This window comes from Kitasatospora sp. NPDC001309, from assembly GCF_042896295.1.
GTDB lineage: Bacteria > Actinomycetota > Actinomycetes > Streptomycetales > Streptomycetaceae > Kitasatospora.
In genome coordinates, this window is sequence record NZ_JBIAXC010000038.1 from 56,544 (window position 1) to 75,134 (window position 18,591).

Genomic DNA, 18,591 nt, shown 5'->3' on the forward strand with positions numbered 1-18,591 from the left:
AAATCCCGGAAATCGTCCGGTTCTCGGGCGCAGTGCCCCCGGGATGGAATTTCCGGGGCGGCCACCGGTATTTCGGTGCGGTGTTTCAGGATTCCTTGCGGAGGACGGCGGAGAGGGTTTTTCCGATGGATTCGGCCGGCGCCGGTTCGAGCATCGAGTCGTGGTCGCTGTCGACCGGGTGCCGGAGGATCCGGCCGGTCACGTGGGCCTGCCAGGACTCCTCGTCCGGGTCGCCCGGGGCCCGGCCCCGGGTGGCCGCGAACAGGAGGAGGTCCCCCTGGAAGCGGCCGGGGCGGTGGGCCTCGCCCAGTGCGCTGTGGGTGCGGATCACCCCGAGCAGTCGGACCAGCTCGGTCTCGTCCAGCTCCGCGAGCGCGTTGCCGGCCTCGGCCAGGCGCCGGCGTGCGGTGCCGGGGTCGAGCGGGCCGTCGCCGGGGAGGCCGGCCCGTTCGAGCAGTTCGGCGAGGACGGCCCGGTCGTCCGGCAGCTCCTCGGCCGGCGCGCCGGTCCCGGGGTAGCCGTCCAGGTCGGCGAGCAGTTCGACCTGCTCGCCGCGGGCCTGCAGCTGGACCGCGATCTCGTGGGCGACGAGCCCTCCGAACGACCAGCCGAGAATACGATAGGGCCCCACCGGCTGGATTTCCAGCATTTCGCCGAGATATTTTCCGGCGATTTCCCGGACGGACTCCGGGGTCTTTTCCGGGGAGCGTACCCCACCGGTCTGGAAAGCGTACACGGGAATGTCCGTGTCAATTTCCGCGGCGAGCGTCAGGAAAGGCCAGCCGAGCCCGACCGCGCCGTGCACGCAGAACAGCGGACGGCTGCCGCCGGTCGGCCGGACGGCCAGGACGGGCGCGAACGGGTCCTCGGGCGCACCGGTGCCGTCGGCCGTGCCGGTCACCAGGGCCAGGCCGGCCACGGTGCGGTGGGCGAAGACGTCGGCGGGGGTGAGCGAGAGCCCGGCCGCGCGGGCGCGGCTGACCAGTTGGATCGATTTCAGGCTGTCGCCGCCCAGCTCGAAGAAGCCGTCCTCGGCCCCGACCCGGTCCAGGCCGAGCACCTCGGCGAAGACCCGGGCGAGGGCGCGTTCGACCGGTCCGTCGGGCGCGCGGCCGTCCGAGCGGGCCACCGCCCGGTCGTCGGCCGCGGGCGCGGGCAGCGCCTTGCGGTCCACCTTGCCGTTCGGGGTGAGCGGCAGGGCGTCCAGCTGGACGTAGGCGGCCGGGAGCATGTACTCCGGCAGCACGGCGGCCAAGTGGGCCCGTAGCGCCGCCGGTTCGGGCCGTTCCGGGCCGGCCGGCACCACGTGGGCGACCAGCCGGCGGACACCGGGCGGGTCCTCCCGGTCGGTCACCGAGGCCCGTTCGACCAGCGGATGGTCCGTCAGCACGGCTTCGATCTCGCCGAGTTCGATCCGGAAGCCGCGGATCTTCACCTGGTGGTCGACCCGGCCGAGGTAGTCGAGCGAGCCGTCCGGCCGCCAGCGGGCGAGGTCCCCGGTGCGGTACATCCGGGAGCCGGGCGGGCCGTACGGGTCGGCGGTGAAGCGTTCGGCGGTCAGGCCGGGGCGGTCCAGGTAGCCGCGGGCGAGGCCGGTGCCGGCCAGGTACAGCTCGCCGACCACCCCCGGTGGTACCGGGCGCAGCGCGGCGTCCAGCAGCCGGGCCTGGTTGCCGGCCAGCGCGCGGCCGATCGGCGGGGTGCCGGTGTGGTCGGGCGGCAGGTCGACGCCGAGCGAGTAGATCGTGGTCTCGGTCGGGCCGTACAGGTTGCTGACCTTCGCCGCGGCGCCGGTCAGCGCGGCGGCCAGGGCCGGGCTGAGGGCCTCGCCGCCGGTGAGCACGTGCACCCGGGCGAGCGATTCGGGCCGGGCGGTGACCAGGGCGTGCCACAGCGTCGGGGTGGCCTGCATGACGTCCGCCCCGGTGGCCAGGGCGAGGTCGGCGAGCAGCTCCGGGTCGCGGACGGTGTCGTGCGGGGCGAGCACCAGCCGGGCGCCGCCGAGCAGCGGGCCGAACAGTTCCAGGTTGGCGATGTCGAACCCGAAGGTGGTGACCGCCAGCAGGGTCCGTCCGGGGGTCAGGGCGACCCGTTCGGTGAGGTCCAGCAGGTGGTTGACCAGGGCGCCGCGCGGCACCACGACGCCCTTGGGGCGGCCGGTGGAGCCCGAGGTGTAGATGACGTACCCGCCGTGCTCGGGCCGTACCGGGCCGGCCAGTTCGGCCGGGCGCAGGTGCTCGGAGGGCTGCTCGTCGACCCGGGCGCGGGTGGCCGGGTCGTCCAGCAGCAGCAGCCGGCCGGCCTCCAGGCCGGGGACGGCGGCGGCCACCGCGGCGGTGCTGAGGGTCAGCACCGGCTGGGCGTCCTTGAGCATCCCGGCGATCCGGTCGGCCGGGTAGGAGGGGTCGATCGGCAGGTAGACGGCGCCGCTCTTGACCGTCGCGAGCGCGGCGACCACCAGGTCGACCGAGCGCGGCAGCGCGATCGCCACCAGCCGGTCCGGCTCCGCGCCCTGGGCGACCAGGGTGCGGGCGAGCCGGTTGGCCCGCCGGTGCAGCTCGGCGAAGTCGAGCTCCAGGCCGGCGAATTCGAGCGCGACCGCGTCCGGGTGGGCGTCCGCGGTGGCCTCCAGCAGGGCGGCCAGCGGCTGGCCGTCGCCGCGGGCGGCGGCGCCGTCGCCGAGGGCGAGCAGCTCCTCCCGCTCGCCGGGCAGCAGCACCGGGGCGGTGCCGATCGGCTTGTCCGGCCGGTCGACCAGCACGCCCAGCAGGTGCACCAGCCGGTCGGCCAGCCGCTGGGCGCCGGCCGCGCCGAACAGGTCGGTGCTGTACTCCAGCCGCCCTTCCAGGCCGCCGGGGCCGTCCGGGCCGCTGAGCTCCGCGAGTTCGAAGCAGAGGTCGAGCCGGGCCACGCCGAGCTCGGCCGCGCCCGCCTCGGCGGTGACGCCGGGCAGCTCCAGCCGGGCGGCGGCGTTGTTGTGCAGGGCCAGCAGGGTCTGGAACAGCGGGTTGCGGCCGTGGGCGCGCTCGGGGCCGAGGGCGTCGACCAGCTTCTCGAACGGCAGGTCCTGGTGGGCGTAGGCGGCCAGGTCGACGGCCTTCACCCGGTCCAGCAGCTCGCGGAAGGTCGGGTCGCCGGACAGGTCGGTGCGCAGCACCAGGGTGTTGACGAACATGCCGACCAGGTCGTCCAGGGCGTCGTCGGTGCGGCCCGCGATCGGGGTGCCGAGCGGGATGTCCTCGCCCGCGCCGAGCTTGCCGTACAGCGTGGCCAGCGCGGCCTGGAGCACCATGAACAGGCTCGCCCCGCTCTGCCGGGCCAGGGCGAGGGCCCGGTGGTGCAGTGCGGCGGGGACGGCGAAGCGGACGGCGGCGCCGCGGTAGCCGGCGGTGACCCGGCGGGCGCTCTCCACCGGCAGCTGGAGCTCCTCCGGCAGCCCGGCCAACTGCTCCTTCCAATAGGTGGTCTGGCGGGTGAGGAGGGACTCCTCGTCGTCCTCCGCGCCGAGCAGTTCGCGCTGCCAGAGCGCGTAGTCGGCGTACTGCACCGGCAGCGGCGTCCAGGCGGGCGCGCGGCCGGCCAGCCGGGCGGCGTAGGCGGTGGAGAGGTCGCGGGCGAGCGGCCCGTTGGACCAGCCGTCCCCGGCGATGTGGTGGATCACCACGACCAGCAGGTGGTCCTCGGGGCCGGCCGCGAGCAGGGTGGCCCGGATCGGCGGCCGGTGCGCCAGGTCGAAGGTTCCGGTGGCGAACTCCGCTGCTGCCTTGGTGAGTTCGGCCTCGGACCGGTCGCCGAGGGGCAGCTCGCGGACGGGCAGCTCGACGGCGGCCCGCTCGACCGGGAGGACCAGCTGGTACGGCAGGCCGTCGCGGTCCGGGAAGACGGTGCGCAGGCTCTCGTGCCGGCCGACCACGTCGGTCAGCGCGGCGGCCAGCGCGGCGCGGTCCAGCGGGCCGCGCAGCCGCAGCGTCCACGGCAGGTTGTAGGTGGCGGAGGGGCCCTCCAGCCGGTCCAGGAACCAGAGCCGCTGCTGGGCGTACGACAGCGGCAGCCGGTCAGGTCGGGCCCCGGCGGTCAGCGCGGGACGGACGGCGTCCTGGGTGAGCCGGCCGGCCAGGGCGGCCACGGTGGGCGCCTCGAAGACGGTGCGCAGCGCCAGTTCGGCGCCGAGCAGCGTACGCACCCGGCTGACCAGCCGGGTGGCCAGCAGCGAGTGGCCGCCGAGCTGGAAGAAGTCCTCGTCGATGCCGACCGCGGGCCGGTCGAGCACCTCGGCGAAGGCGGCGCAGAGCACCTCCTCCTGCGGGGTGCGCGGGCCGCGGCCGGTCGCGGCGGTGAGGTCGACCTCGGGCAGCGCCTTGCGGTCCACCTTGCCGTTGGGGGTCAGCGGCAGGGCGTCCAGCACCACCAGGGCGGAGGGCACCATGTACTCGGGCAGCAGCGCGGCGGCCGCGGCCCGGCAGCGGGCCGGGTCGACCGGGCCGGTCAGGTAGCCGACCAGCCGGGCGTCGCCGGCCCCGCCGCGGCGGACCACCACCACGGCGTCGCCGACCTGCTCGATCGAGCGCAGCGCGGCCTCGACCTCGCCGGGCTCGATCCGGTGGCCGCGGATCTTGACCTGGTGGTCGACCCGCTCCAGGAACTCCAGCTGGCCGTCCGGCCGCCGGATCACCCGGTCGCCGGTGCGGTACATCCGGGCGCCCGGCAGCGGGCTGAACGGGTCGGCGACGAACACCGCGGCGGTGCGGCCGGGCTGGTCGAGGTAGCCGCGGCCGACGCCGCGCCCGCCCACGTACAGCTCGCCGGGGACGCCGTCCGGGACCGGGCGCAGGGCGTCGTCCAGGACGTACAGTCCGGTGCCGCGCACGGCGCGGCCGATCGGGGCGCGCACCGAGTCCAGCTCGGCCGGGGAGCCGATCACGGCGTGGGTGACGTCGTCCGAGCACTCGGTCGGCCCGTACGCGTTGACCAGCGGGATCGCCGGGTAACGGGCGAACCAGCGGTGCGCCAGGTCGGCGGGCAGCGCCTCGCCGGTGACGACCAGCTTGCGCAGCCCGTCCAGGACGGGCGGCTCGGCGCCGTCGTCCCAGCTGTCCAGGGCGGTGCGCAGCAGCGAGGGGACGACCTCCAGCACGGTGACGCCCTCGGGGGCGACCAGGCCGAACAGGGCCTGCGGGTCGGCGGCGAGGTCGCGGCCGGTGACCCGCAGCCGCCCGCCGACGACCAGCGCGGCGAGCATCTGCCAGACCGAGATGTCGAAGGTGACCGGGGCGTTGTGGACCAGCACGGTGTCCCCGTCCAGCTCCAGGTCGGCGACCTTGGCGAGCAGGTGGTTGACCATGCCCGCCCGGTGCACCATGGCGCCCTTGGGGCGGCCGGTGGAGCCCGAGGTGAAGATGACGTACGCCAGGTCGTCGCCGGCCCCGCGCGGGGCGGGCAGCCGCTTGGCGGTCCCGGTGCCGGTGGCGAGGGCCGTGATGTCCAGCACCGGGACGTCCAGGCCGGCCGCGGCCAGCAGTTCGGCGGCCGCGGCGTGCTCGTCGGGGCCGACCAGCAGGGCGCCGATCCGGGCCTCGGCGGCCAGCACGGCGGCGCGCGCGACCGGCGCGGCGACGTCCAGCGGCAGCCAGGCCGCGCCCGCGCCGAGCACGCCGAGGACGGCGGTGACGAAGCCGCAGCCGGGCGGGGCCAGCACCCCGACCGGTCCGGTCGCGGCGCCCGCCCGGGCCAGGGCCCGGGACACGGCGCCGGCCCGGGTGGCCAGTTCGCGGTAGCCGAGCCGCTCGGTGCCGTCGGCGACGGCGACGGCGTCCGGGCGGGTCCGGGCGAACCGCTGCACCCGTGCCACCACGTCCGTCCACGGGTCGGTCTCGGCCGGCTCCGGGGCGGGGACGGCGAGCCGGGCGCGCTCGCCGGGCAGCAGCAGGTCCAGCCGCCCGAGCGGGCGGTCCGGCTCGGCCTGGGCGGTGCGCAGCACGTGCAGCAGCCGCTCGGCGACGAGGGCGGCCTCGGCCGGGGTGAACCGGGCGGTGTCGTAGCCGATCTGGAGGCGCAGCCGCTCGCCGGGCAGGGCCATCAGGCTGAGCGGGTAGTGGTTGGCGTCGCCGGCCCGGAGGCCGGTCAGCCGCAGTCCGGCGACCTCGCCGGCCAGCGCCTGCGGGTCGAGCGGGTAGTTCTCGAAGACCAGCACGCTGTCGAAGAGGTCGCCGACCCCGGCGTTGCGCTGGATGGTGTCGAGGCCGAGGTGCTGGTGCGGGAGCAGCAGCGACTGGCGGTCCTGGAGCGCGGACAGCAGCTCGGTGAAGCTCTGCGCCGGGTCGAGGTCGACCCGGACCGGCAGGGTGTTGATGAACAGGCCGACCATGCCCTCGACGCCGGGCAGCTCCGGCGGGCGGCCGGAGACGGTGCCGCCGAAGACGATGTCGCGCAGCCCGGTGAGGGTGCCCAGCACGGTCGCCCAGGCGCCCTGCACCACGGTGTTGACGGTCAGCCCGCGGGTGCGGGCCCAGCCGGTGAGCGCGGCGAACTCCGGCGCGTCCAGCTCGACGGCGTGCTCGCCGGGCATGCCGGGCCGGCCGGGTTCGGCGGCGGCCGTGCCGGACAGCCGGGTGGGCTCGGTGAAGCCCTCCAGCGCGGCCGTCCAGGCCGCCTCGGCCGCCGCCCGGTCCTGCCGGGCCAGGTGGGCCAGGTAGGACTTGTACGGGGCGGGGCGGGGCAGCGAGACGCCGCCGTCGGCGTAGCAGGCGAACAGTTCGCGCACCACGACCGGCATGGACCAGCCGTCGAACAGGATCTGGTGGGAGGTCAGCACCAGCCGGTGCTCGCGCTCGCCCAGCCGCAGCAGGCTGAACCGCAGCAGCGGCGGGCGGGCCAGGTCGAAGGGGCGCAGCCGGTCGGCTTCGGCGAGCTCCTCGGCTGTTGCTCGCCCGCTCGCCTCCGGGCGCTCGGACCCGGTGCCGACACTCCTCGCTCCGGCACTCCCTCCTCCGTCGGTCGCCCGTCGCTCGTCGCTCTCGGCACCGGCGCGCCCTTCCGCTCGGGGCGGGGCCGAGGACGGCAGGCCGCGCAGGTCGACCTCGCGCCAGTCCAGCGCGACCTCGCGCGGTACGACCTGGACCGGGTCGCCGTTCTTGCGGTAGCGGAACGCGGCCCGCAGGTTGGGGTGCCGCTCCAGCAGGGCGGTGACCGCCCCGCGCAGCCGGGCCGGGTCCAGGTCGCCGGCCAGGTCCAGCACCAACTGCACGGTGTAGACGTCGAGTTCCTCGCGGTGGTACTGCGCGTGGAACATCAGTCCTTCCTGCAGCGGTGCCACCGGCAGGATGTCGCTCAGATTGGAGCTCCGTCCGGGGCGTCGCCCGGTGCGGGGCTCGGCCGAGGCCGTGGTCACAGCTCGTCCCCCCAGTCGTCCATCTCGTCCTCGAATTCGTCGATCTCGTCCTGGCTGAGTGCCACCAGGTCGAGGTCGGACGGCGTCCAGCCGCCCGCGCCGGGTTCCCGGGTGTGTCGCACCAGGGCCCGCAGGGCGGTGAACCAGCCGTCGGCCACGGCCTCGGCGTCGGCCTGCGCCAGGGCCCGGCCGGCCCAGGTCCAGCGGGCGTTCAGCCGCGGTCCGTCCGCGCCGTCCTCGGTCACCGCGTTGACGTCCAGGACGTGCGGCAGCGGCATCCCCGGGTCGGACCCGGCGGCCAGTGCGGCGGACCGCTCGGTCAGCGACCAGTCCTCGTCGGTGGGCGCGGGCAGCCGGCCCAGGTAGTTGAAGCCGAGCTGCGGCCGGGCGGCGCCGGACAGCTCCGCGGTGCCCGCTCCGTCCGGGCCGTGCTCGGCCAGGTACCGCAGCAGGCCCCAGCCGAGCCCGTGTCCGGGCACCATCCGCAGGTGCTCCTTGACCAGCTTGAGGCTGTGTCCGGCGGCCGGACCGCCGGCCAGCGCCTCCGCCAGGTCCACCGGGCCCGGGTCGAGCCGCAGCGGGTAGGCGGTGGTGAACCAGCCGACCGTGCGGGACAGGTCCACGCCGGGGGCGAACTCCTCGCGCCCGTGGCCTTCCAGCTCCACCGGGACGGCGCCCTCGGGCCGTCCGGTGCGCCGCCGCCAGTCGGCGACGGCCAGTGCCAGGGCGGTCAGCAGCACGTCGTTCACCTCGGCGTGGAACGCCCCGGTGACCTCGGTGAGCAGCGCCGCCGTGGTGTCGGTGTCCAGGACGCGGTGCAGCGTCCGGGCGGTGGCGACGGTGTCCACCGCCGGGTCGGCGGCCCGGTGGCCGAGCGGGGCCTGCCCGCCGGCCGACTCGGCGCGCCACCAGTCGAGTTGGGCGCGCAGCTCGGGCGTGCCCGCGGTCCGCTCCAGCAGCGCGGACCAGTGCCGCAGCGAGGTGCCGACCGGCTGCAGCCGGACCGGCTCGCCGGCCCGTACGGCCGCGTGGGCGCGGGCCAGGTCGGGCAGCAGCACCCGCCAGGACACCCCGTCGACCACCAGGTGGTGCAGGGTGAGCAGCAGCTCGCCGCCGGCCGGGTGCCAGAGCGCCCGGACCATCCCGCCCTCGTACGGTGCCAGCCGCTCGCGGTTGGCGACCGCCTCGGCGGGCCAGTCGGCGGCCGGGCCGTCCAGGACGGACAGCAGCGTGCCCGCGTCGACCGTGCCGGGCTCGCCGATCAGCAGCGACCAGTCCGGCAGCAGCCGCATCCGCAGCCCGTCGTGGTGGTCCAGCAGGGCCTGGAGGGCCGCGGTGAGCGACTCCCGGGTGGCGTCGGCCGGGGTGCGGACCAGCACGGCCTGGTGGAAGCCGTCCACCGGTCCGCCGAGTTCGCGCAGCCAGTGCCCGATCGGCAGCTGGCCCAGCGGGCCGACGCCGTCCTCGGTGCCGACCGTGGCGACCGCCTCCGGGCCCTCGCCGTCGCGGGCCACCACGGCCAGCGCCGCCGGGGTCCGGTGGGTGAAGACGTCCTGCGCGGTGACCACCAGCCCGGCCGCGCGGGCCCGGCTGACCAGCTGGATGGAGACGATGCTGTCGCCGCCCAGGTCGAAGAACCCGTCGTCGGCGCCGACCTCGGGCAGTCCGAGCACCTCGGCGAAGACCGCGCAGAACGCGGCCTCCCGGGCGCCGGCCGGGGCCCGGCCGGTGGAGGCGGAGGCGTAGTCGGGCGCGGGCAGTGCCCGGCGGTCCAGCTTGCCGTTGCCGGTCAGCGGCAGGGTCTCCAGCGGGACGAACGCGGAGGGCACCAGGTAGTCGGGCAGTTCCGCGGCGAGCGCGGCCCGCAGCTCGCCGACCGGCAGGCCGGCCGGGGTCACGTAGGCGACCAGCCGCTTGTCGCCGGGGCGGTCCTCGCGGACGATCGCGGCGGCCTGCTCGACGCCGGGCCGCGCGAGCAGCGCGGTCTCGATCTCGCCGAGCTCGATCCGGAAGCCGCGCAGCTTGACCTGCTCGTCGACCCGGCCGACGTAGTCCAGCTGGCCGTCGGCCGTCCAGCGGACCAGGTCCCCGGTGCGGTACATCCGGTCGTTCGGGTCGCCGTACGCGCCGGCGTACGGGTCGGCGGTGAAGCGCTGGGCGGTGAGCTCGGGCCGGTGCAGGTAGCCCAGGGCCACCCCGGCGCCGGCCACGTACAGCTCGCCGATCACGCCCGGCGGGACCGGCCGCAGGGCCTCGTCCAGCACGTACACCCGGGCGCCGGCCAGCGGTCGGCCGATCGGCGGCTTGACCGCGCCGGCCAGCGGCTCGCTGACGGTGGCGCAGACCGTGGTCTCGGTCGGGCCGTACGCGTTGAGCATCCGCCGGCCCGCGGACCAGCGCTCGACCAGCTCGGGCGGGCAGGCCTCGCCGGCCGTGATCAGGGTCAGCCCCTCGGGCATCGGCAGCCGGGCGGGCCAGGCGGCGAGCACCGTCGGCGGCAGGCAGACCACCTCGATGCCGGCCACCCTGACCAGCTCGGCGAGCGGCTCGCCGGGCGCCCGGTCGGCCTCCGCGGCCAGCACCAGGACGGCGCCGTTCAGCAGCGCGGTGAGCAGCTCCCAGGCCGCGGCGTCGAAGCTGAACGAGGCGAACTGGAGCAGCCGGGTGCCCTCGCCGACGCCGAAGCGGTCGTGCTCGGCGGCCAGCGCGGCCACCGCCCGGTGCGGCACCAGCACGCCCTTGGGGCGGCCGGTGGAGCCCGAGGTGTAGATCACGTACGCCGGGTGGTCCGGCCCCAGCGGGGTGGTCCGTTCGGCGTCCGTCGGGTCGTGCGCGGGGGCGGCGGCGATCGCGGCGGCGGTCGCCGGGTCGTCCAGCAGCAGCAGCGGTGCGTCCTGCCGCTCCGGCAGCCGTCCGGCCACCGAGCCGTGGCCGATGACGGCCAGCGGGGCGGAGTCGGTCAGCAGGTAGGCGATCCGCTCGCGCGGGTACGCCGGGTCGACCGGCAGGTAGGCCGCGCCCGTCTTGAGGACCGCGAGCACCGCGACGACCGCGTCGACCGTGCGCGGCAGCGCCAGGGCGACGATCCGTCCGGGGCCCGCGCCCAGGGCGATCAGGTGGTGGGCGAGCCGGTTGGCGCGCTCGTTGAGCTCCCCGTAGCCGACCTCGGCGCGCACGGCGCCGTCCTCGAACCAGCGCAGCGCGGGCCGGGCGGGCGCGCGGTGCGCCCGCTCCTGGAACAGCGCCGGGAGCTGGACCGCGCCGACGGTGGTCGGGGCGGCGGCCCCGCTCCAGGAGCCGAGCAGCCGCTCGCGCTCCTCGGGCAGCAGGGCGTCCACGCCGCTCAGCGGCCGGTCGGGCGCGCCGGCCAGCAGGCCGAGCAGGTGGGTCAGGCGGTCCGCCAGGCCCCGGGCCGTCCGCTCGGTGAACAGGTCGGTGCTGTACTCCAGGGTGCCGGTGAGGCCGTCCGGCTCGCCGGCGGCGCCGTGCCGCTCGACCAGCTCGAAGGCCAGGTCGAACTTGGCGGTGCCGTTGCCGACCGGGCTGACCTCGGCGGTGATCCCGGGCAGCTCGGGGCGGGCCCCGGCGTTGTTCTGGAAGGCGAGCATCACCTGGAAGAGCGGCTGGCGGGCCAGCGAGCGCCCGGCGCCGAGCCGGTCGACCAGCTTCTCGAAGGGCACGTCCTGGTGGGCCAGGGCGGCCAGCACGGTCTCCCGGGCCCGGCCGACCAGCTCCCGGAAGGTCGGGTCGCCGGACAGGTCGGTGCGCAGCACCAGGGTGTTGACGAAGAAGCCGACCAGGTCGTCCAGGGCGTCGTCGGTGCGTCCGGCGACCGGGGTGCCGAGCGGGATGTCGGTGCCGGCGCCGAGCTTGCCGAGCAGGACGGCCAGGGCCGCCTGCACCACCATGAACGGGCTGGCGCCGGTGGACCGGGCCAGCTCGGCCAGGGCGCGGTGCGCCCCGGCGTCCAGCCGCAGCGGCACGGTGGCGCCCCGGTAGCTGGGTACGGCCGGCCGCGGGAAATCCGCCGGCAGCGCCAGCTCCTCCGGGAGCTCGGCCAACTGGTTTGCCCAGTAGTCGAGCTGACGGTTCATCAGGCTCGTCGGGTCGTCCTGCTCGCCGAGCAGGCGGCGCTGCCAGAGGGTGTAGTCCGCGTACTGGACGGGCAGTTCGGCCCAGGCCGGGGTACGCCCGGCCAGCCGGGCGCGGTAGGCGGTCTGCAGGCCCTCGACCAGCGGGCGCACCGACCAGCCGTCGGCCGCGATGTGGTGCTGCACCAGCAGCAGCACGTGCTCCTGGACGCCGGTCTCGAACAGCACCGCGCGCAGCGGCGGTTCGACGGCCAGGTCGAAGGGCGCGCCGGCCCGGGCGGCCAGTTCGGCGTCCAGCTCCTCGGCCGGGCGGCCGGTGAACGGCACCACGGGCAGCTCGGGGCAGGCCTCGCCGACCGGCAGCACCAGCTGGTGCGGGCGTCCGTCCTCGGCGGGGAAGACGGTGCGCAGGCTCTCGTGCCGGGCGACCACGTCGGCCAGGGCCTCGGCGAGCGCCGCCCGCTCCAGCGGGCCGGTCAGCCGGACCGCGTGGGACAGGTGGTAGGTGGCGCCGGCCGCGTCCAACTGGCTGAGGAACCAGAGCCGTTGCTGCCCGGGGGAGAGCGGGATCCGCTCCGGCCGGGGGCCGGCGGTGAGCTCCTCCCGGGCCGGCGCGGCGCCGTCCAGGGCGAGGGCCAGGGCGGCCGGGGTGGGCGCCTCGAACAGGGTGCGGATCGGCAGTTCGACGCCGAGCCGGGCACGCAGCCCGGTGACCACCCGGCCGGCCAGCAGCGAGTGCCCGCCGAGCGCGAAGAAGTCCTCGTCGGCGCCGACCCCGTCCAGCTCCAGCACCTCGGCGAACAGCGCGCACAGCAGCGCCTCGCGCTCGGTGGCCGGGGCCCGCCGCTCGCCGCGCAGCGCCCCGAAGTCCGGGACGGGCAGGGCCTTGCGGTCCACCTTGCCGTTGGGGGTCAGCGGCAGCGCCGCCAGCGGCACCAGCGCCGCCGGGACCATGTAGTCGGGCAGCACCCGGGCGAGTTCGGCGCGGACGGCGGCCGGGTCGGCGCCGCCGGTCAGGTGGGCGACCAGCCGGGTGCCGCCGGAGGGGTCACGGGCGACGGTGACCACCGCGTCGGCGACGCCGGGGACGGCGCGCAGCGCGGCCTCGACCTCGCCGGGCTCGATCCGGTGGCCGCGGATCTTGACCTGGTGGTCGACCCGCTCCAGGAACTCCAGCTGGCCGTCGCCGCGGTGCACCACCCGGTCGCCGGTGCGGTACATCCGGGAGCCGGGCGCGGCCGCGTACGGGTCGGCGACGAAGGCCCCGGCGGTGCGCCGGGGGTCGTTCAGGTAGCCGCGGCCGACGCCGCGCCCGCCCACGTACAGTTCGCCGGGCTGGCCGGCCGGGACGGGCTGGAGCGAGTCGCCGAGCACGTAGAGCCGGGTGTCGCGGACCGGGCGGCCGATCGGGGCGCGCACCGAGTCCAGCTCCGCGGGGGAGCCGATCAGGGCGTGGGTGACGTCGTCCGAGCACTCGGTCGGCCCGAAGGCGTTGACCAGCGGGATGCCGGGACGCAGCGCGAACCAGCGGCGGGCCAGGTCGGCGGGCATCGCCTCGCCGGTGACCACCAGCCGGCGCAGCGCGGACAGCGCGGGCAGCGGGGCGCCGGCCTCCCAGGAGTCCAGGGCGGCGCGCAGCAGGGAGGGGACGACCTCCAGGACGGTGACGCCCTCGGCGTCGGCGAGCGCGAACAGGGCGCCGGGGTCGGCGGCGAGCTCGCGGGAGACCACCCGCAGCCGGCCGCCGGCGACCAGCGGGCTGAGCATCTGCCAGACCGAGATGTCGAAGGTGACCGGGGCGTTGTGCACCACGGTGTCGGCCTCGGACAGCTCCAGGTCGGCGTGCTTGGCGAGCAGGTGGTTGACCATGCCGTCGCGGTGCACCATGGCGCCCTTGGGGCGGCCGGTGGAGCCCGAGGTGTAGATGACGTAGGCCAGTTCGGCGGGGCCGCCGGCGGGTGCCAGCAGGTCCGCGTCCCGGGCGTCGTCGAGGGCGAGGACGGCGGGGCGCTGCGGCAGGGCGCCGAGCAGGGTGTCGGCGTACGGCCGCTGGTCCTCGCCGTGCAGCAGGACGGTGGCGCCCGCGGCCTCGACCAGCGCCGCGCCTCGGGCGGCCGGGGCCTGGACGTCCAGCGGGAGCCAGGCCGCGCCGGCGCCGAGCACGCCGAGGACGGCGGTGACGAAGCCGGTGCCGGGGGCGGCGGCGATCGCCACCAGCCGGTCCGGTCCGGCCCCGGCGGCGAGCAGCCGGCGGGAGAGGGCGCTGGCCCGGGCGACCAGCTCGGCGTAGTCGAGCCGGCCGGCGTCGTCCTGGACGGCGACGGCGCCGGGACGGGCCTGGGCGAGGGCGCGGATCCGGGGCAGCACGTCGGTGAACACCTCGGGCTGCTGCCGGTAGCTGTTCCACTCGACCAGGACGCGCTCGCGCTCGGCGGCGGGCAGCGCGGTGATCCGGCCGACCGGCAGCGCGGTGGAGACGGTGGCGAACGCCTCCAGGTACCCGAGCAGGGCGTCCCGGAAGAGGTCGAGGCGCTCCTGGGGGTAGCGGTCGGCGTCACCGTCGACGCGCAGCTCGCAGCCGTCCTCGCCGCTGTCCAGGAACAGGATCTGGAGGTCCGGGACGGGGCCGGTGGACAGGTTGCGGACCAGGGCGCGGCAGTCGCCGAGGGCGAACTCGCCACCGGTCTGCAGCACGTTGACGGTGGGGCCGAAGGTGCGGCCGGCGTCGCCGGTGAGTCCGAGCTCGCGGCGGATCGCGTCGTGCCGGTGGCGCTGGTGGCGCAGCGTGCCGCGCAGAGCCGTGGCGACCTGGGTGAGCAGGCCGTCGCGGCCGAGCGCGGGGTGGGCGGTGAGCGGCAGCGGCAGGAAGTTGGCGCGCATGCCGGGGACGGACTGGGCGAGCGGGGTGGTGCGGGCGGCGACCGGGAGGGTGAGCACGACCCGGTCGGTGCCGCAGAGTTGGGCGAGGCAGCCGGCGGTGGCGCCGATCAGCAGGGTCTGCCAGGTGACCCGCTCGGCCCAGGCGGTGTCCTGCAGCCTGGTGACGGTGGCGGCGGGGATCAGGCCGGTGCTGCGCAGGGTGTCGCGGGCGGGCGAGCCGAGGTGGCCGGAGAGCACGGTGGGTTCGATGCCGTCGGCCAGCCGCTCGGTCCAGTAGGCGCGGTCGCGCTGGTGGGCGGGGGAGGCGAGGTAGTCGCGCTCCTCGGCGAGCAGTTCGGCGAGGGTCGGGTCGAGGGCGGGTTCGGCGTCGGGCAGGTCGTACTCGGCGGCGAGGCGGCGGTAGACCAGGGCGCGGCTGAACCCGTCGACCAGGATGTGGTTGGCCCGGACGTACAGCCAGGCCAGTTCGGGGCCGATCAGGACGAGGGTGGCGGCGAAGGCGTCGGGGCCGAGGGTGGACGGACGGTGTCCCTCGGACTCCAGAAACGTTTCGGCAGCCGCGAGCGGGTCGGCCTCGCCGGTCAGGTCGAGCACCGGGAGGGGGCGCTCCCTGGGCGGTTCGACGATCTGCACCGGCAGGCCGTCGCGCTCGGCGAAGCGCACCCGCAGGCACTCGGTGCGGTTCAGCACGCGCTGCCAGGCGGCCCGCAGCCGCTCGTGGTCCAGCGGGCCGGTCAGCTCCAGGAGGTCCGCCATGGTGAACACCGGGTTGCCCGGGTCGAGCTGCTGGGCGAACCACATCTCGCGCTGGGCGTCGGACAGCGGCAGTTCTCCGGGCCGCCCCGGTTCAGGAAAATCGGAAAATGGCGCGGCATGACGCATCGTCATCTTACCCCCGTGGCAATGGCGTTGGGCGGCGTGAGGCGGTCGACGGCGTCAAGCGCGTCGGCCCCGTAGATGTCGCGCACCCAGGCGCTCTGGTAAATGGTGTCGAGGTATCGGTCGCCCAGGTCCGGCGAGACGGCGACGGCGACCACGTCCTGGCCGAGGCGGTGCTCCGCCAGCCAGGCGGCCGCTCCGCTGACCACCGTCCCGGTGGAGCCGCCGAACAGGAAGCCGCCGCGGGCCAGTCGGTGGCAGGTGCGGACGGTGTCCAGTTCGGGCACGTGCACCACGTCGTCGACGAAGCTCTCGTCCAGCAGGGCCGGCCGGACGCCGGCGCCCAGGCCGGGGAGCATCCGCGGGCCGGGCTCGCCGCCGAAGGTGACCGAGCCGACGCTGTCCACCGCGACGATCCGGGTGTCCGGCCGGTGCTCCTTGAAGTAGCGGGCGCAGCCCATCAGCGTTCCGGTGGTCCCGGCGCCGATGAACAGCAGGTCCAGGTCCGGGAACTGGCGGTGGATCGAGGGCGCGGTGGTGCGGTAGTGGGCGCGCCAGTTGTCCGGGTTGGCGTGCTGGTTGAGCCAGACGTACCGCGGCGAGGAGGCGCACAGCTCGCGGACGAAGTCCAGTCGGGCACCGAGGAAGCCGGTCTCCGGCGACGGCTCGGTGATCATGTGGACTTTGCCGCCGAGTGTTTCGATGAGCTGACGGGTGGACAGGTTCGTCCGTGGGTCGACGACGCAGATGAACTGGTAGCCCCGGACGGAGGCGATCATGCTCAGTGCCATCCCCAGGTTCCCCGAGGAGGACTCCACCAGGACGGAGTCCCGGTTCAGCCGGCCGTCCCGTTCGGCCGCGTCGACCATGCTGAGGGCCGCCTTGAGCTTGACGGAGCCGGCGAAGTTGAAGCCCTCGCACTTGAGGTACAGCGGGTAGTCGAACATCGCCCGGAGGTCGACGAAGAGTTCGTCCTCGTTGAACTCCTGCGGCGTTCTGATGATGGGCATCGCCCGTTCCCCTTCGGTGTCAGGAGAGTGACGGGACGTCAGTCCCAGATGATGTCGTCGCCGTGCGCGGAGCCGGTGCCCGGGCCGGCCGGGCCGGTGGCGGTGCGGGCGGTGGTGGCGGTGGTGCTGGTCATGGTGAACCCCCGGTGGCGATGGAGCCGCGGGCCGTGGAATCGGCGGCGGCGGGAACGGCGTGGGCGGATGGGTGTGCTGCTGGGCCCGGTCCCCGTGCCGGACCGCCGGGAGGTCAGTCCCAGATGATGTCGTCGCCGTGCACGGAGCCGGTGCCCTTGGCGACCGGGGCGTGGGCGACCGGGGAGTCCCAGATGATGTCGTCGCCGTGCACGGAGGCGGAGGCGGTGGTCACGTGGACCGGGGCGGCCTTGGCGGCCGGGCCGTCCCAGATGATGTCGTCGCCGTGCACGGAGCCGGCGCCCTTGGCGACCGGGGCGGCCACCGAGGTGGCGGCGCCGGCGACCGGCGCGGTGAGGGCGGCGCCGGCGACCAGCAGGCCGAGGACGGCGGCGGTGCGGGCGGCGACAAGGGTGATGCTGCTCATGGTGAACCCCCGGTGGCAATGGAGCCGCGGGCCGTTAAATCGGCGGCGGCGAGACAGACGAAACGGATGAGTGCTGTGCCTGGTTCAATTCCCGCGGTGAATGACCGCGCGGGACCGGCTCTCGAATCCTGCGGGAGGGGGTTCCGGCCCCCTTCGGCATGACCAAGTCTGTCTCGCACACACGTTCCGTGCCACAGTTCTCCATGTCAGGGTCCTGCCCTGGCAGCACCCTGCAGAGCGCCCGCCCCGCGGGTCACTCCTCCAACAACGGCAGCCGGTCGTCGCTGAATTCGGTCGCCAGCCGCCATCCGCGCAGTTCAGGCGCGTCCCGCAGGCAACGGCGGGTGATCCGGTGAGCGGCGGAATCCGACTCTCCGGATTTCGGAGGGCCGAGAAAGAAGACCAGATCGGCACCGAGGGGGTCGATCTCGACGTAAACGTGCTCCAGTCCGTCGGCCGGCTCGGCGGCGTTCCGGAGCAGTTCGACGAGTTTGTCGGGCGTGACCTGTTCCGGTTCGACGATACCCCGAACCAGACGTCCGACAGTGATATACATGTCAAATCCTCTCGTGGGTGGACCCGCTCGAAGTCCGCAGGAAAGGGCCTGGGCCCGAACGGTGGGTGGTTGTGGGCAGGGTGTCGTAGCATGCCCCCGAGATCCGGCAATGACGTGGCGTCATCAGGTTCGCAATATCGGGGGGGCAGGCGGTGCTGTCAGTGTTAGGACTGGATCCCGACGCCGAGGCCGTGTACCGGACGGTGCTGGCCAGGCCTGAACTCGGAATCCCAGGAGTGGCACAGGACCTCGACTGGCCCGAACAACGGGTCCGGGACGCCCTGGACGGACTGGCCCGGCTCACCCTGATCAGGCACTCCGAGCTGGAGCCCGGACACCTCCTCCTGGTCAACCCCGAGGTCAGCCTGGCCATGCTGATCGGCCGCCAGGAGGTCGAACTCGCCGAGCGGCAGCGCCAGATAGCGCACAGCCGGCTGGAGGCGGCCAAGCTGGTCGCCCAGTACGCCGAGAGCCGCAAGGGCGAACGGGGCCTGGGCGTCGAGCAGTTGGAGGGCGTCGACCAGATCCGGCTCCGACTGGAGGAGCTCTCGCACTCCTGCGCCAGCGAGATCATGGGCTTCGCGACCGGCGGCGGACAGTCGCCGGCCGCCCGAAGAGCCGGCCAGGTCGCCGACCAGGAGGTCTTCGACCGGGGCGTGCAGATGCGCAGCATCTACCTGGAGAGCGCCGCCAACGACGGCGGCACCATCGCCCACCTGGAGTGGCTCACCGAGCGGGGCGCCCGGGTGCGGATAGCGCCGTCGCTGCCGATGCGCCTGGTGATCTTCGACCGCAAGGTCGCGGTCGTCCCGACCGATCCGGACGACACCAGCGTGGGGGCCCTGGTGCTGTCCGGTCCGGGACTGGTCTCCGCGCTCTGCGCGCTGTTCGAGTACGTCTGGGAGAACGCCGCCCCGTACGGGAAGGCCCCGGCCAAGGGGGCCGAGGGCCTCAACCCGCAGGCGATGGCCGTGCTCAGCCTGCTCGCCCAGGGCCACACCGACGAGGTGGTGGCCCGCAAGCTCGGCGTCTCGGTGCGCACCTCGCGCCGGATCACCGCGGAACTGATGGCCTGGCTCGGCGGCCGCAGCCGCTTCCAGGCCGGGGTGATCGCCGGCGAGCGCGGCCTGCTCCAGGGCGGCGCGCCGCCGCGCGAGGGCGACTGAGGGCAGCTGCCCGGCGGCGCGCGGACGCGGCCGGCCGGTTCGCACGGGACGACTGCCGTCCCG

6 protein-coding genes are annotated in these 18,591 nt (G+C 75.4%); 1 reads left to right on the forward strand and 5 read right to left on the reverse strand.

Annotation, left to right across the window (positions count from 1 at the left end):
• Positions 1-85: 85 nt before the first annotated feature.
• From ACFY2K_RS31410 to ACFY2K_RS31430, 5 genes are all read right to left on the reverse strand, one after another.
• Entirely contained in the window at positions 86-7,387 is a 7,302-nt protein-coding gene (locus tag ACFY2K_RS31410) for an amino acid adenylation domain-containing protein (protein ID WP_387716062.1), read from the reverse strand.
• Entirely contained in the window at positions 7,384-15,246 is a 7,863-nt protein-coding gene (locus ACFY2K_RS31415; RefSeq protein WP_387716064.1) for an amino acid adenylation domain-containing protein, read from the reverse strand. The genes ACFY2K_RS31410 and ACFY2K_RS31415 overlap by 4 nt, the downstream gene beginning before the upstream one ends.
• On the reverse strand, positions 15,243-16,247 hold the full coding sequence (sbnA, locus tag ACFY2K_RS31420) for a 2,3-diaminopropionate biosynthesis protein SbnA (RefSeq protein ID WP_380525585.1): 1,005 nt from the start codon (positions 16,245-16,247) through the stop codon (positions 15,243-15,245). The genes ACFY2K_RS31415 and sbnA overlap by 4 nt, the downstream gene beginning before the upstream one ends.
• Positions 16,248-16,494: 247 nt before the next feature.
• Positions 16,495-16,806, reverse strand: coding sequence for a hypothetical protein (locus tag ACFY2K_RS31425; protein ID WP_387716067.1), 312 nt, complete (start codon positions 16,804-16,806; stop codon positions 16,495-16,497).
• Between the two features lie 253 nt (positions 16,807-17,059).
• A complete protein-coding gene (locus ACFY2K_RS31430) occupies positions 17,060-17,362 on the reverse strand; it encodes a hypothetical protein (protein WP_375895646.1) in 303 nt (100 codons plus the stop codon).
• A 236-nt stretch (positions 17,363-17,598) separates the two neighbouring features.
• Here ACFY2K_RS31430 and ACFY2K_RS31435 point away from each other — a divergent pair, with 236 nt between their 5' ends.
• Positions 17,599-18,528: a LuxR family transcriptional regulator gene (locus ACFY2K_RS31435; protein ID WP_375895648.1), complete on the forward strand. Its 930-nt coding sequence runs from the start codon at positions 17,599-17,601 to the stop codon at positions 18,526-18,528.
• Positions 18,529-18,591 lie beyond the last annotated feature (63 nt).